Consider the following 14,864-nt stretch of genomic DNA (forward strand, 5'->3'; position numbering starts at 1 on the left):
TCGGTCCCATGGGGAGTCTCCGCTCACGGGTCCTGGGCTGGGTCGGCCGACGGTACCTCGCCCGGCAGTCGAAGAAGGGCTTTGACCTCGAAAAGATGTCGGCCATCCTGCCCGATTCGGCGCTGCTGCCGCTCAAGCGCGACGGCCTCGACCCGGTCCCGGCGATGGCCGAGCAGCGGAGCGAGGCGCCGATCGGCAAGCTCGACCTGCCGTTCGGGATGAACGCCTGGCTGGTCACCGGCTACGACGAGGCGAAGGCCGTCCTCGGCCGGGCGAACGGCTTCTCCAGCGACTTCGGCAACCTGGTCGGCAACGCGGGGGTGACCGCCGACCAGAACCCGGGCGGTCTCGGCTTCGCCGACCCGCCGGTGCACACGCGGCTGCGCAAGCTGCTCACCCCGGAGTTCACCATGCGCCGGCTGAGCCGGCTGGCCCCGCGGATCGACGCGATCGTCGCCGAGCAGCTCGACGCGATGGCCAAGGCCGACGGCCCGGTCGACCTGTGGCAGGCGTTCGCGCTGCCGATCCCGTCGCTGACCATCTGCGAGCTGCTCGGCGTGTCCTACGAGGACCGCGAAGACTTCCAGCGGCTGAGCACCGCCCGGTTCGACCTCTTCGGCGGCGCGGGCGCGTCGCTCGGGGCGATGTCGGAGTCGCTGACGTACCTGCTCGACATCGTCAAGAAGCAGCGCGAACAGCCCGGCGACGGCCTGCTCGGCATGCTGATCAAGGAACACGGCGACGAGATCGACGACCGTGAGCTGGCCGGGCTGGCCGACGGCGTGCTCACCGGCGGCCTGGAGACGACGGCGAGCATGCTGGCCCTCGGCGCGCTGGTGCTGCTGCGCGACGAAAAGGCGATGGCCGCCGTCCGCGGCGACGACGAATCGGTGCACCGGTTCGTCGAGGAACTGCTGCGCTACCTCACGGTGGTGCAGATGGCGTTCCCCCGGTTCGCCAAGGAGGACATGGAGATCGGCGGCGCGCGCATCGCCGAGGGCGACATCGTCCTGGTGTCGCTGTCGGCGGCGGACCGCGACCCGAAGCTGGGCCCGGGCATGGAAACCTTCGACGCGACCCGCGAGCCGACGTCGCACCTGGCGTTCAGCTACGGCATCCACCGCTGCATCGGCGCCGAGCTGGCCCGGATGGAGCTGCGCACGGCGTACCCGGCCCTGATCCGCCGCTTCCCGAACCTGCGGCTCGCGGTGCCCGCGGACGAGCTTTCGTTCCGCAAGGTGTCCATTGTGTACGGTCTGGACGAGCTCCCGGTCCTGGTGGACTGACCGGGTTCGGTGCGGGATCGACAGCGCGCCCAGGTACCCGCCGGCCCGGTCGAGGGCGGCGAGGTTCTCCAGCACGTGTGCGTGGCAGACGCCGTGGAAGTGTCGATGCCGAAGCCGAGGCTGACGACGACGCGGTCGACGCCCTCGAGCGCGGCCACCGCGGCGAGGCCGGCCATGCGAGGGTCCGTTCGGGGAAGTAGCCGTCGTCGCCCGCGCTGCCGGGCCGCACCCGCGCGACGTCCGGCGCGATCCAGTCGTCGAGGTCGAGCCGGTTCAGGTCGCTGAACGCGAGGTTCGCGAAGTGGACTTCCTTGCCCTGGGCGCGCAGGGCGAAGGCGAGGGGGAGGCCGGCGTAGACGTCGAACCCGCCGCCCCGGCGACCAGGACCCGGCGGGCCGGCCGCAGCCGGGTGAACAGCGGGGGTTCCGCGAGCGTGAACACCCGGTCATCCCACGGGGGAGCGACGGCTGTCCTCTGTGGATTTCAGCGGACCCCGCGCGGCCGGAACTGGATGCTGATCCGCGGCCCGACCGCCCGGTTCGTCTTCGGGATGGCGTGCTCCCACGTGCGCTGGCACGAGCCGCCCATCACGATGAGGTCGCCGTGGCCGAGGGCGTACCGGTGCGACTCGCCGCCGCCGCGGGGGCGCAGCGCCAGCTGGCGGGCCGCGCCGACCGAGAGGATCGCGACCATCGTGTCCTCGCTGCTGCCGCGGCCGATCGTGTCGCCGTGCCAGGCGACGCTGTCGCGGCCGTCGCGGTAGTAGCACAGGCCCGCCGTGCGGAACGGCTCGCCGAGTTCGCCGGCGTAGTACCCGCTCAGCGCGGCGCGGGCGTCCGCCAGCACGGGGTGGGGCAGCGGCGCCGCTTCGCGGTAGAAGCACAGCAGGCGCGGGACGTCGACGAGCCGGTCGTACATCCGGCGCCGCTCCGCCTGCCACGGGACGCCGGTGACGAGGTCGGTGAACACCTCGTCGGCGCCGTCGAGCCAGCCGGGCTGCACGTCGATCCAGGCGCCGGAGCCGAGCTCGGTCCGGCGCGGGGCCAGGGCGTGCAGCGTGACGGGGCCGGTCTCGCCGAACAGCGATGCCTGCAGTGCCGGGGTCGTCATGACTGCGACCGTACACGATGTTCGAACAGATGTTCTACGTGAAACATCTCGAGCCGGCCGGACCTGGGCCGATCAGCGCACGACGTCGTAGATCAGCTTCTGGATCCCGTTGCCGTAGGCCTCGCTCGCGACGAGCTTCAGGTTCTGCTTGTCCTTGTCGGTGTCGCTGAACAGCCGCTTGCCGGCGCCGAGCAGGACCGGGAAGACCAGCAGGTGGTAGCGGTCGATCAGCCCGGCGTCGGCCAGGCCGCGGTTCAGGGTGGCGCTGCCGGCGATGATGATCGGGCCGCCCTCGGTCGCCTTCAGGGCCGCGACCTCGTCCAGCGAACGCAGGATCGTCGTCTCGCCCCAGTTGTCCACCAGGTCCGTCTCGGCGAGGGTGGCCGACACGACGTACTTCGGCATCGCGTTGTACCCGGCGAACTCCACGGTCATGCCCGGCCAGACCGGCGCGTAGCTGACCCGGCCCATCATCAGCGCGGTGGCTTCCTCCTGCTCGCTGCCCTTGATCGCGTAGGCGGCCGGGTCGAACTCGATGTCCTTGAACGTCCAGCCCGAGTTGCGGTAGCCCGGCTCGCCGCCGGGGGCTTCGACGACGCCGTCGAGCGAAACGAACGAGCTGGAGATCAGGGTGCGCATGGGGTTGCTCCTCGGTGGTCGATCTTGTTCCTGCAAGTCTGTCGAACGGGGAACGCCGGATTCGACAGCCCTTTCGAGGAAAATCTCCGACACGTCGACGGGCGGGAACTGGGACTTGTCCACCGCGGCCGAGGCTCGTACAGTCACACGCACACCGCTAAAGGTCTGGACCTTTGGCCGGGACACCGCCGCCTCGAGTGACACAGGAGGTTGACGGTGCGCAGACTTCACGGTGCGGGCGTGTTCGCCGCGGTCGCGGCGGGGCTCGCGATCTTCGCCCCGGCGGCGGACGCCCAGGTCGGAACCGGTCCGTGGACCGCGGACTCGCCGGGCTACTCGGAGCAGGAACGCGGCTGCGGCCAGGTCTCCGGCCTGACGTTCCAGCTCACCTGTTCCACCGGCGGTGGTGACCAGCGCGCGGAACGCCGCTACACCACCTACACCGGCGGCACCCACCAGTTCGAGGGCTCGTTCAAGATCACCAGCATGACCGGCACCCGGATCAGCCTCAAGCAGACCTTCCGGGACGGCTCGAACGCCGGGCCGTACTTCCTGCTGGCCGTCGAGAAGGGCGGCCGGATGTACGCCGTGGAAGGCGGGGCGACGCTGGGCAGCGGCGCGACCGTCGGCACGTCGGTGCGGGTCAACACGATCAACCAGGTCGGCAGCTCGCACAAGGTGTACCTCAACGGCTCGCTCAAGCAGACGATCTCGAGCCCGGGTGGCAGCTACTACGACAAGTTCGGCTCCTACCGCACGTCGAGCGGCGCGGGCCCGATCACCGTGCAGTGGAGCGGCATCAGGTTCTGGCACCGGTGACGGCCGCGGCGGCGGCCCCGGGTCACGCCGGGGGCGCCGCCCAGGCGTCCGGGTCGTCCCAGGCGGTCAGCCGCCGCGTGCTGGTGAAGTGGCGGTGCGCGCCGGTCAGCGGGTCGTCGAAGTCGAGGACCTTGGCCAGCAGCTGCAGGGGCTTCGTGAAGTCACCGAGGGGCTTCTCGCGCAGCTGCGGGTAGAAGTCGTCGCCGAGGATCGGGACGCCGAGGCCGCTCAGGTGCACGCGCAGCTGGTGGGTCCGGCCGGTCGAGGGCACCAGCCGGTACCGGCCCCGGCCGGCGCGGTGTTCGAGCAGGTCGACGTACGTTTCGGCGTTCGGCTCGCCCGGCACCTCCTGCGCGGCCAGCACCCCGCGGTCCTTGACGATCCGGCTCCGGACGGTCCTCGGCAGCGTCAGCGACGGGTCGTACGGCGCGATCGCCTCGTACTCCTTGTGTACCCGGCGGTCGCGGAACAGCGTCTGGTACTTCCCGCGCAGCCCGGGCGTGATCACGAACATCACCAGGCCCGCGGTGACGCGGTCGAGGCGGTGCGCGGGGGACAGCTGCGGCAGGTCGAGCTCCCGGCGCAGCCGCACGAGGGCGGTCTCGAGGACGTGCTGCCCGCGGGGGATGGTGGCCAGGAAGTGCGGCTTGTCGACGACCAGCAGGTGCTCGTCGCGGTGGACGACGTCGATCGCGAACGGCACCGGCACCTCGTCCGGCAGGTCGCGGTGGAACCAGATGAACGAGCCGGGCGCGTAGGGCGTGTCGACACCGAGCGGGCCGTCCGTGCCGTGGATGCGTTCTTCCCGCAGCATCTCCTCGATGCGGCCCGGCGCCACGCGCGGCAGCCGGTCCACGAGGTGCGCCAGCAGCGTCGGCCACTCGCCGTCGGGCAGTTTGAGCCGGGCGGGGTCCAGCCCGTGGCGGGGCGGGATCGGCGGGCGGAGCTTGCGTCTCATCGTCCCCCGACTGTAGCCAACCCGCCGGCGGCTACCCCTCCGACGGCGTCCGGTAGCGCGCGAGGTACCGGGCGGTCGCCTCGGCGTTCTTCGCCTCGGCGGCCTCGCCCCGGATGCGGCGGCCGGTGTCGTGCGGGAAGCCCTGCCGGCCGAGCCGGTGCTCGACGCTCTCCTCCATGTACGCGCACGAGTAGAAGTACGCGACGAGGGCGGCCATGAGGACCAGGGAAAGCCGCAGCCAGATCGAGCCGGGCAGCAGCAGCCAGACGGCGCACAGCGGCACGATGCCGACCGAGCGCTGCAGCACGTACCGGGCACGCCAGTGCTTCGACGTCGCATCGTGCAACGCCCACGCGTCGAAGCGGGCCGGCAGCTTGACCCCGACCGCGTAGCCGATCCAGCGAAGCACACCAGGTCGTTCCATGAGGTCTACAGTACCCTAATAGTTAGTGCACTAATTGTTCGATGGGCCACGTGAGGACCGCGCATGATCGACCTGGGTGAAGACCCCCTGAAGCTGGACCGGCAAGTGTGCTTCGCGCTGTCGGTGGCTTCGCGCAGCGTGATTGCGATCTACCGGCCGCTGCTGGAGCCGTACGGCCTCACCCACCCGCAGTACCTGGTGATGCTGGCGCTGTGGGAGCAGTCACCGCGGTCGGTGAAGGAGCTCGGCGCGGCCCTGCGCCACGAGCCGGCGACGCTGTCGCCGCTGCTCAAGCGCCTGGAAGCGCTGGGGTACCTCACGCGCAGCCGCAGCCGCTCGGACGAGCGCCGGCTGACGGTGGAGCTGACCGGTACCGGCCGGGCGCTGCGGGCCGAGGCGGAGAAGATCCCGTACAAGGTGGTCGAGACGCTCGGCATGGAGGTGGCCGAGCTGGAAGCCCTGCACGGCGTGCTGAGCCGCGTCATCGCCGCGACGGCCTGAGGAATGCCCCGCCGCCGGGCGGGGTTGGACCCGGTGTGCTGAAGATCAGGCTGGGTGTCGCCCCCGCGGCCGGCACCGGTCCGGCGGAGTTCGCCGGGCTGGCGCAGCGGCTGGAAGAAGCCGGCGTCGACTCGCTGTGGCTGTCCGAGCTGGTCTACTCGCCCGAAGTCGACCCGATGATCGGGATGGCGCACGCGCTCGCGCGGACGTCGAAGCTCAAGGTCGGCACCGGCGTGGCGATCCTGCCGGGCCGCCATCCCGTCCTGGTCGCGAAACAGCTGCGCACGCTGGCCGGCCTCGCGCCCAAGCGAGTGCTGCCGGTGTTCGGCCTCCGCCCGGCCCGCGCCGCGGAGAACGCCCTGTTCCCGGTGCCGCCGGGCCGCCGCGCGGCGGTGTTCGACGAATCGCTGGTGCTGCTGCGACGGCTGCTGGAGGAGGACGAAGTGTCCTTCCACGGCGAGTTCTTCGACGTCGACGGCGCCCGTCTCGGTCCGCGCCCGGCGAAGCGCCTCGACGTCTGGCTGGGCGGGTCGGCCCCGGCGGCCCTGCGCCGCACGGGCCGGCTCGCGGACGGCTGGCTGGGCAGCTTCCACACGCCCGCCCAGGCGCGGGCCGCCCGCCTCGCCATCCAGGAGGCCGCCGCGGAGGCGGGCCGCGAGATCGAAGAAGACCACTTCGGGCTCAGCCTGGCGGTGGCCGACCACGGCGTGCCGCCCGAGCTCGCGGCGGTGGCGGCCCGCCGGAGTCCCGGCGTCCCGCTGCCGGACCTGGTCGCGACGAGCTGGCCGGAGGCCCGGCGCCTGGTGGAGCAGCACATCGAGGCCGGGCTGTCGAAATTCGTCATCCGCCCCGCGCACGGCGATTTCCCGGATTTCCTGGAGAAGTTCCAGGCGGAGCTGGTGCCGCTGCAGAACTAGCCGTGGTTGAGGTTGCCGTGCAGCCGGCCGACCTGGATGGCGGTCCCGCCGTGCATGCCGTTGATGACGTTGGAGGTGCTTTCCGGCGCCGGCCCCGGATCGATGGCCGCCTTGGCCGCGGCCAGCTCTTCGGCGTAGTCACCGGCCCCGTACCGCAGCAGGTCCCCGCTCGGGTTCGGGACGTAGAGGTAGACGGTCCCGCGGTACTCCTTGACCGAGACGTCCGCCGGTACGACCTTCGTCGCGGGCAAGGTGGCGTATTCGCTGGCCAGCACGTCTTCGAAGACCCGCTGCGAGAGCGCGACGGCGAGGAAGGTCTGATCGGGATCCGACCGCTCCAGCAGGGCCCGCACGGGGCCGGCATCGAGCAGCCGGTGGGTGGTGATGACCGCACTCCCGACGGCGGCGGCGGCCGAGGTCGTCCCGTCAGCGGGTTCGAGCACGGGCCCGACGTTCAGGCTGGCCCGCATCCGCAACCGCACGGACCGCGCACCCGGCCGAAGCCGCGCATCCCGCTCGGCGAGGACGACTTGAAGCTCATCGAAGAACCGGCTCACGACGGCGGGCAGGAACCGCGGATCGAAGCCGAGACCGTAGCCGTCACCGGTCCCGTGCGGGAACAGGGGCGTGTCCCACACTTCACTCAGCCCGGCGCGTTCGAAAGCCAGAGCCAGCACATCGGGGATGGCCTCGGAGACGACGGCTTGGGCGGTATCGGAATTGCTGCCGAACCCCTTGGTGTCGACCACCAGCAGAGCCCGGTACGGCGGAAGTTCGGCGAGCACGGTGAGCCCTTCCTGATCGCGGCCGCAGCCATCCGATTCTGACGGACGGGCGTACTTTCGGGGTAATTCCGCCGGGTTTCGGTGCGTCGGCGAGCGGACGCCGGGTAGACAGGGAAGTTCCGGACCGGCGGGAGTGCTCGGATGACGTCTCGGAGCGGGGCCACCTCACCACCCGGAGTCCGCAATTCGCTCGGGGGCGACGCGGCCGGCGTGGTGGTGCAGGCCGGAACGATCACCGGTGACGTGTGGATCGCCGGCCCGCGGCCACCGGAGCCGGCTCCGGTACCCCACCAGCTGCCGGCCGCGCCGTCGCACTTCACCAGCCGGGACGACGAGCTCGCGGCCTTGGACGACGTGGCCGGGGAAGACACCGGTGGACGGCCCGCGCTCGCCGTGCTCGTCGGGCCGGGCGGCGTCGGCAAGACCGCGCTCGCCGTCACCTGGGGTGGCCGGCGTGCGGCCGGCTACCCCGACGGTCAGCTCTACGCCGACCTGCGGGGGTTCTCGCCGGGGACCGCGGTGCTGCCGGAGGAGGCGCTCGGCGCGTTCCTGCGTGCGCTGGGCGTGGCGCCCGAGCGCGTCCCGCCCGACCTGGCCGAGCAGGCGGCCCTGTTCCGGACGATGACCGCGGGCAAGCGGTTGCTGGTCGTGCTGGACAACGCGTTCTCGGCGGCCCAGGTCCGCCCCTTGGTGCCCGCGTCCGCCGGCTGCCTGGTGGTCGTGACCAGCCGCCTGCGGCTGGACGGGCTCGGCTCCGAAGGCGCGCGGTTCCTGGACGTGGCGCCCCTTTCGCAGCCGAACGCCGTCGAGCTGGTGGTGCGGGCCGTGGGCCGGTCGAGGGTCGCCGGCGAGCTGGCCGAGGTGGCGGAGCTGGCGGCGCTGTGCGGACGGCTGCCGATCGCGCTGCGCGTGGCGTCGGCCCGGCTGGCGTCCCGGCCGCGGTGGCCGGTCGCGCGGGTGGTCGCCGAACTCGGCGACGAACGATCCCGGCTGAGCAGGCTGGCATCGGAAGGCGACGCCCCGGTGTCGGCGATGTTCGACTGGTCGTACCGGGCCCTGCCGCCGACGGCCGCCACGCTGTACCGGCTGCTGAGCGAGTTCCCGGGTGCGACGTTCGGCGTCGACGTGGCGGTGGCGGCGGCCGGCCTGGCCGAGCCCGCGACGGCCGACGGCCTGCAAGTCCTCGTGGACGCGAGCCTCCTGGAGGAGGTCGATGAGCTCCGGTTCCGGTTCCACGACCTCGTCCGCCTGCACGCCCACGCGCAGGGTGACGACGGCCGCGCCGAGGTGCTCCCGCGGGTGGCGACCTGGTTCCTGCACGAGATGACGCGGGCGAACATGGTCGTCATCCCGCTGCGCTGGCGGATCAGCCCGGTGTGCGAGCAGTACCGCACCGCACCGCCCGCGTTCGGCTCGGGACGGGAAGCGCTCGACTGGCTCGACGGGCAGCTGCCGAACGTGCTGGCGGTGCTCGAGGAAGCCGGTGAACACGGGCACGACCGGCTGGCGTGGCAGCTGTGCGAGGCCCTGTGGGAGCTGTTCCTGCACCGCAAGCACTTCCCCCGGTGGTTGCGCTCGCACGAGATCGGCATCGCGGCGGCGCAGCGCTGCCAGGATCCGGTCGCGGAGTCGCGCCTGCGCTGCCAGCTCGGCCGCGCGTACCTCGACCTGGGCCGGTTCGAGGCCGCGGAGCGCGAATGCGGCCGCGCGCTGGAGCTGGCGCGCGCGGCCGGGAGCCGGCACAACGAATCGGTGGCCCTGGACCAGCTGGGAACGGCGGCGCAGGGCCGCGGTGACGTCCCGGCGGCGGTCTCGTTCTTCACCGGCAGCATGGCGATCGAGGCGGAACTCGGCATCGAACGCGGCGTCGCGCAACGCCACCGCCGGATCGGCGACCTCCTGGCGACGGTCGATCGCGACGGCGAAGCGGCCGAACACCTCGAACGGGCGCGCCGGATGTTCGCCGGCCTGGGTGACGAGAAGGACGAGGCCAAGGTCCTGGTCGGCCTGGCCCGCCTGGACGCCCGCGGCGGCGACGTCGCCTCGGCGAAGCGTCGCCTGGAGCGGGCGCACGCGGTGCTGGCGGAGTCGGGGTCAGTGTTCTACCAGGCGGACGTCCTCGTCGGTTTCGCCGACGTGGCGGAGTGCGAGAACGACCCGAGGGCGGTCCGCACCCACCTCGTCGAGGCATTGCAGTTGTACGAGCAGGTCGGTGGGCCGCAGGTCGAGCGGGTCCGCGCCCGCCTGCGGCGTCACGACGTCGAGTTCGCCGAGCCGCCGGCCCCTGAGAACCCAGAGGTACCCGGCGACGGCGGCGAGCTCGCCCCGCACTACTCCGAGATCACCGGAGCGGTGCCCGACGACCCACCCCACGGCGGCGACGGAAAGCCCGGGCAGCTCGGCGAATGATGCCGCGATCACGGCCCGGGCGTCGGCGAACACGGGGGTCGCGGGGTGGATCAGGACGTCCGCCAGAGCCGGGTGCTGTCCGCGCCCGGCGGTGACGAAGCAGCCCTTCGCGCCGGAGGCGAGCGCGTAGGTCCAACGCAGGGGGTCGGTCACCCGCCCGGCCGGCTTCGCGGCAGCGGAATGGCGGGCCAGGACAGTCGCTGGGGTACGGGTGCAGGGGACAACGGGACTTTTCGCACCGGTTCGCCGAGACCGAGCAGGGCGTACATCTCCTTCCGGAGGATGTTCGCGGCTTCTCCGGGGCGCGAGGTCAGGAGGCCGGCAACGCGGGCGCCGAGCCCGCGTGACTGCGCGTCGGCGGCCGCGTGGAGCTGGGGGAGGAGGGGGCGGGAGACGTCCCAGACGGGGGTGAGCTGGGCGAGGACCGCGGTGGGCGTGCCTTCCAGAAGGGGCTGAGGCCCATGGGGAAGCCGGAGGACGGGGGTGCCGAGGCCGGCCGCGAAGGTGCCGACGGAGGTGTAGTCGGCCATCACGTAGTCGGCGCCGGCGACGGCGCCACGCCAGTCGGTGTAGGGAACCAGGATGTCGAGCCCGGCCTCGATGGCGTCCGAGAGCCAGCCGAGCACCTGGCCGACACCGTGCTGGCTCCAGATCAGAGGGTGCAGGGAAGCGACCACCTTTGCGCCGGGTGCGGCGTCGACGATCTGCCGGAACATCTCCGGGTTGTGCCCGAAGCCGGACCGGGGTGACCACGTCGACGTGACGAGGAGGATTTCCTGATCGTCGGTGACACCGAGGGCGCGCCGGTGCTGGTCGCGGAACTCGGCGGCGGCGACGAGCCGATCGAAGGCGATGTCCCCGGCGACGAAGGCGTGCGGGACGGCGTCCGGGCAGATCTCGCCGAGAAGCTGCATTTCCCGGTCGTGGACGAGCGCGATCCGGTCGGGCCGGACCCGGCCGGCTCGCATCAGCTGCGTGGGATCGAGGCTGGTGACGAGCTCGCCGTCGGTTTCGGTGCGCTGGGGCCGGTACTGTCCGAGCCCACCACCGTGGGAAACCATGAGCACCGGTCCCCGGACGTCCCAGAGACCGCGAGGACTCGCGCCGAGCACCAGCCCGTGCGAACCCCGGCCGGCTTCCGGCATGGACAGGAGGACGCCACCACTCGTGCGGATGCGTTCGGCGGTATCCGGCCGGTCTTCCCCGTCCTCCGGAACGGCGTAGACCCGCATCGTCCGGTGATCAGTCTCGATGAGGGGGACGAGGTCTTCGAGCCGCGCGAGGGCCACGATGTGCGGGGCGAGCACGAGAACGGACTGACCGATCCGGGTCGCCCAGTGCTCCCTGCCGGCTACTCCGTCGTCGTCGAGCATCGTGGCCACTCCTCTCGGCAAGAGGCGTAGCGCAGCGCACCGGCTCGGCTGGCCAGCGCGGGGTACGGTCTGTGGTCGGCACGGACATCGACCTTCATGGGTGTCTCCTCGAGCGGGCCGCTCACGTCGGCGGCGGGCTGGACATGGGTTGCGATCGCGTGAACGCGACCGAGTGCGGCACCGCCTCGGCCGGCGGTGCAACGCGGACAACCCTGTCCAAGGGAGAGACACCTCGAAGGCCGGCTACGGACTTGTGGTCCGCGTGTTCAGCCTCAGTGGCTTCGAGTCACCGATCAGAGTGACTTCGTGTCCCCGGAGTGATGATCATGGGTCATTGGCCCCAGACGGTGGCTTCGTCCCCGGGATGCGGGGTCGTATGCTGGCGCCTCGGCAGTATGTCCGCGCTTGCGTCAAGGTGGGTCGGAGGTATTGCCCTTCCGAAGCGGTCCCTGGGTACCAGCCAGGGGCCGCTTCCTTATGCGCGTTTCATTCAGTCCTCCAGCTTCCGCAGCATGCTGTCGATGAAGGCGGGTGTTTCGTCCGGAGTCAGGGCAGCGTCCTCCAAGCGGTAGAAGATCTGGATGAACTGGGCGGCCTTTTCGGCGCCGATCACGTCGTCGAAGAACTGGTCGCCGTCGGGTTGCTCCAGGTTGAGGAACAGGTCGTTGGACTGCTCGGAGAGCTGAAGGAGCTCGAAGGAGCTCTGCATCCCCTCCACCCATCCCGCTTTGAACGGCAGGACCTGCAGGGTCACGTTGGGCTTCTGGGCCACTTCACGCAGGTGACGTAGCTGGGTCAGCCAGTTCTCGCCGTCGGTGATGCGACGGTGCAGCACTGACTCATCGAGGATGAAGAAGTGCTCGAGTTCGGTGTCTTCGAGCCGTCTTTGCCGATCGGCACGCAGTTTGATCCGTCGTGCCTGTACGTCGGGGTCTCCGGTGTTGTTAGTGACCAGAGAGCGGGTGTACTCCGGTACTTGCAGCAGCCCCGGCACGAGGTGCAGCTGGTATTGGCGGAGGACGGTTGCCGCCGTCTCCAGGCCGAGGAACTTCACGAACTCGGGTTTGACGAATCGCTTGTACTGATCCCACCAGCCGGGTTCCCGGCCGGCCTTGGCCATGGCGACGTAGGTTTCGACGCGATCCCGGTCGGTGATGCCGTAGTGCAGGAGAAGGGCTTTCAGGTCGGTGATCGACAAGCCCACGGCGCCGTTTTCGATGCGGATGAGCTTCGAAGTCGACCAGTCCAGCGCTTCCGCGACGTCCTTTTGGGTGAGCTGCAGGGCTTCTCGCGCCTCCCTTATCTCTGCCAGCACTCGCCGCTGGCTGACCACTGGCGAGTGCGCCCTAGTCATGATCGTTTCACTCCCTTGCCGCTCGGGTGGCATCCTGTCGATGTGCCACATAGCAGAACGATAGCACCAGGATTGGCAGGCGTCAGGATGTATTCACCCTGAATGGCAGGTGGATTGCTGCAAGCTGGCCGCTGGGGCCTCGCGCGTGCGCCACTCAGGGCAACAAAAAGCCTGGTCGGGCCCGTGGTGGGGCCAGACCAGGCTGAGGTGTCCGTCCGGATTACAGGTGGTGGCGGTCGAGGAATGCTCGCCACGCCTCCGAGGTGACCGACAGCGTTGGCTCGGGCGCTTTCGAATCTCGCAGGTACACCTGGGCGGCCGATCTGGCTACTTCCACGCAGGCGTCGCTCCCGCTGCTGCTGCTGGCCGAACTCTTCACCCAGGTCAGGTTGAGTGAGTCGGTCTCGATCGAAGGTTGCCCGACCTGTTCGGCCACGTGCGTTCCCCCGCTTCTGGACGGGCGCGTGCCGGCCGGCCGGGTCGGCATTGAGGCCGGAACGTCGCGTAGGCGTGCATGAATCTTAACTGCGGAACGTGACGGATCAACACCGCCGAGAGCAGGATAACGCACGTCCGGCTGCGCGGTTGCCCCTTCATTCCGGGTCAAATTCATGACATTTCCTGGACGTCCGCCAGAGCGGACTTCTCAGTCGTGTCAACGTATCGAGCAGGTGCGCATCCGCTTGCACGTGCAGCTCGAAGAGTGGATGGACGTGCCGTTTGATCAATTCCGCCCGTGCCGGGGAAACGTGCTCAGAACTCCAGGTGCTCGGTCTTCCGAGGCATCAGCAGCAGAGCCCCCACCGAAAGAACGGCCACCGCCGCCAACCCCAGGAACACATAGTGCGTGGCATCCGCCAACGCGCCCCGGACGAACACCGCCGCCGGTGAGTCGGCATGCCCGCCCAACACGAGGCTCGTGGCGTCCACCGAAGCCGGCAGCTTCCCGACGCCCTCCGGCGGGTGAGCGAACCGGTCCGCCAACGTCGCATTGGCAATGGCCCCGAACACAGCCGCCCCCACGGCGCTGCCCAACGACCGGCTGAACAGGTTCGTCGCCGTCACCACCCCGCGGCGGTCCCAGCCCACCACCGACTGGATCGCCACCAGCGTCGGGCTCGCCGCCAACCCCAGACCCACTCCGAGGACGAACGCCGCGAACGCCGCCGCCCACAGCGATGATCCCGCGCCCAGCAGCGCCACCAGGACGCCGCCCGCGATGATGAACACGCTGCCGATCAACGCCGTGTCGCGGAAGCCGATGCGCAGGTAGATCTTGCCCGCCAGGGATGCCGATATCGGCCAGCCCACCGTCAACGCCGCCACCGCGAAGCCCGCCACCAGCGCTCCCGCGCCCAGGACCCCTTGCGCATACGTCGGCAGGTACGACGTCAGGCCCATCAGGACCGCGCCCACCACCACCGCCACCAGGTTGCCGCCCACCAGGACGCGGCGGGTGAACACCCACAGGGGCAGCACCGGCTCCGCCGCCCGCTTCTCCGCCAGCACGAACGCCACCAGCAGCGCCGCGCCCGTCACGAAGATCGCCACGCTCGGCAGGGAACCCCACGCCCACGCCACGCCGCCTTCGAGGAGGCCCAAAATCACCAAAGAACAGCCGACCGTCAGGAGCCCGGCGCCCAGGTAGTCGACTTTGTGCGGCTTGCGCTCCACGCGCTCGCTGAAATTGCGGTGCAGCATCAGCGCCGCGATCGCGCCCAGGGGCAGGTTGATGAAGAAGATCCAGCGCCAGTCCAGGTACTCGGCGAACAGGCCGCCGAGGGCCGGGCCGACCACCGAAGCCGCGCCCCAGACGCTCGCCACGTAGCCCTGCACCCGGGCGCGCTCCTCGACCGTGTAGAGGTCGCCGATCACCGTCATCGACATCGGCTGGATCGCGCCCGCCCCGATGCCCTGGACCGCGCGGGCCGCGATCAGCACCGGCATGCTCCACGCCGCTCCGCACAGCACCGAACCGACCAGGAACGCCGCGATGCCGAAGAACATCACCGGGCGGCGGCCGAGGACGTCGGCGAACTTGCCGTACAGCGGCACCGTCACCGCCTGGGTGAGCAGGTAGATCGAGAACAGCCACGGGAACTGCGCGAACCCGCCCAGGTCGCGGACCACCGACGGCACCGCCGTCGCGATGATCGTGCTGTCCAGCGCGACCAGCGCCGTGCTGAGCATGACCGCGATCAGGACCGGGCCGCGGTCCGACCGGAAACCGACCCCTCTCGCGGCGGCGGACGTCGTCATCGGCGGGGTGCTCCTCGGGGCGGTCATGAC

Annotated in this window: 14 protein-coding genes; 5 read left to right on the forward strand and 9 right to left on the reverse strand. The window is 70.7% G+C overall.

The window, feature by feature from the left end; genetic code table 11:
- Positions 1–8 precede the first annotated feature (8 nt).
- A complete protein-coding gene (locus C2L59_RS33360; protein ID WP_199199372.1) occupies positions 9–1,286 on the forward strand; it encodes a cytochrome P450 in 1,278 nt (425 codons plus the stop codon).
- A gap of 483 nt (positions 1,287–1,769) precedes the next feature.
- On the opposite strand, the gene C2L59_RS33370 is transcribed toward C2L59_RS33360, so the two are convergent.
- A complete protein-coding gene (locus C2L59_RS33370) occupies positions 1,770–2,396 on the reverse strand; it encodes an alpha-ketoglutarate-dependent dioxygenase AlkB (protein ID WP_103353518.1) in 627 nt (208 codons plus the stop codon).
- A gap of 72 nt (positions 2,397–2,468) precedes the next feature.
- Positions 2,469–3,035 carry a dihydrofolate reductase family protein gene (locus tag C2L59_RS33375; protein ID WP_103353519.1) on the reverse strand — a complete coding sequence of 189 codons (567 nt, stop codon included), beginning with the start codon at positions 3,033–3,035 and terminating at the stop codon, positions 2,469–2,471.
- A 216-nt stretch (positions 3,036–3,251) separates the two neighbouring features.
- Here C2L59_RS33375 and C2L59_RS33380 point away from each other — a divergent pair, with 216 nt between their 5' ends.
- On the forward strand, positions 3,252–3,854 hold the full coding sequence (locus C2L59_RS33380) for a hypothetical protein (RefSeq protein ID WP_103353520.1): 603 nt from the start codon (positions 3,252–3,254) through the stop codon (positions 3,852–3,854).
- 22 nt (positions 3,855–3,876) lie between these two features.
- Here the strand turns inward: C2L59_RS33380 and C2L59_RS33385 are convergent, their stop codons facing one another.
- Positions 3,877–4,812, reverse strand: coding sequence for an RluA family pseudouridine synthase (locus tag C2L59_RS33385; protein WP_103353521.1), 936 nt, complete (start codon positions 4,810–4,812; stop codon positions 3,877–3,879).
- 31 nt (positions 4,813–4,843) lie between these two features.
- Positions 4,844–5,221, reverse strand: coding sequence for a DUF5313 domain-containing protein (locus tag C2L59_RS33390; protein ID WP_103353522.1), 378 nt, complete (start codon positions 5,219–5,221; stop codon positions 4,844–4,846).
- A 78-nt stretch (positions 5,222–5,299) separates the two neighbouring features.
- Between C2L59_RS33390 and C2L59_RS33395 the strand changes: the two genes are divergently transcribed.
- Both C2L59_RS33395 and C2L59_RS33400 read left to right on the forward strand, forming a co-directional pair.
- Positions 5,300–5,737: a MarR family winged helix-turn-helix transcriptional regulator gene (locus C2L59_RS33395; RefSeq protein ID WP_103353523.1), complete on the forward strand. Its 438-nt coding sequence runs from the start codon at positions 5,300–5,302 to the stop codon at positions 5,735–5,737.
- A gap of 35 nt (positions 5,738–5,772) precedes the next feature.
- Positions 5,773–6,654 carry a TIGR03854 family LLM class F420-dependent oxidoreductase gene (locus tag C2L59_RS33400; RefSeq protein ID WP_103353524.1) on the forward strand — a complete coding sequence of 294 codons (882 nt, stop codon included), beginning with the start codon at positions 5,773–5,775 and terminating at the stop codon, positions 6,652–6,654.
- Here C2L59_RS33400 and C2L59_RS33405 read toward each other — a convergent pair.
- Positions 6,651–7,439 carry a hypothetical protein gene (locus tag C2L59_RS33405; RefSeq protein WP_103353525.1) on the reverse strand — a complete coding sequence of 263 codons (789 nt, stop codon included), beginning with the start codon at positions 7,437–7,439 and terminating at the stop codon, positions 6,651–6,653. The two genes, C2L59_RS33400 and C2L59_RS33405, sit on opposite strands and share 4 nt — an antisense overlap.
- Before the next feature lie 141 nt (positions 7,440–7,580).
- Between C2L59_RS33405 and C2L59_RS33410 the strand changes: the two genes are divergently transcribed.
- Positions 7,581–9,848, forward strand: coding sequence for a tetratricopeptide repeat protein (locus C2L59_RS33410; RefSeq protein ID WP_146060460.1), 2,268 nt, complete (start codon positions 7,581–7,583; stop codon positions 9,846–9,848).
- Between the two features lie 149 nt (positions 9,849–9,997).
- Here C2L59_RS33410 and C2L59_RS33415 read toward each other — a convergent pair whose 3' ends face one another.
- From C2L59_RS33415 to C2L59_RS33430, 4 genes are all read right to left on the reverse strand, one after another.
- Entirely contained in the window at positions 9,998–11,221 is a 1,224-nt protein-coding gene (locus C2L59_RS33415; RefSeq protein WP_103353527.1) for a hypothetical protein, read from the reverse strand.
- A 490-nt stretch (positions 11,222–11,711) separates the two neighbouring features.
- Positions 11,712–12,626, reverse strand: a complete 915-nt coding sequence (locus tag C2L59_RS33420) for a helix-turn-helix transcriptional regulator (RefSeq protein WP_233223814.1) — start codon at positions 12,624–12,626, stop codon at positions 11,712–11,714.
- Positions 12,627–12,795: 169 nt separating this feature from the next.
- Positions 12,796–13,011, reverse strand: coding sequence for a DUF397 domain-containing protein (locus tag C2L59_RS33425; protein WP_233223815.1), 216 nt, complete (start codon positions 13,009–13,011; stop codon positions 12,796–12,798).
- Positions 13,012–13,328: 317 nt separating this feature from the next.
- Positions 13,329–14,834: an MDR family MFS transporter gene (locus C2L59_RS33430; RefSeq protein ID WP_103353529.1), complete on the reverse strand. Its 1,506-nt coding sequence runs from the start codon at positions 14,832–14,834 to the stop codon at positions 13,329–13,331.
- Positions 14,835–14,864 lie beyond the last annotated feature (30 nt).

Origin of the sequence: Amycolatopsis sp. CA-128772 (genome assembly GCF_002904295.1) — a bacterium.
Classification (GTDB): Bacteria; Actinomycetota; Actinomycetes; order Mycobacteriales; family Pseudonocardiaceae; genus Amycolatopsis.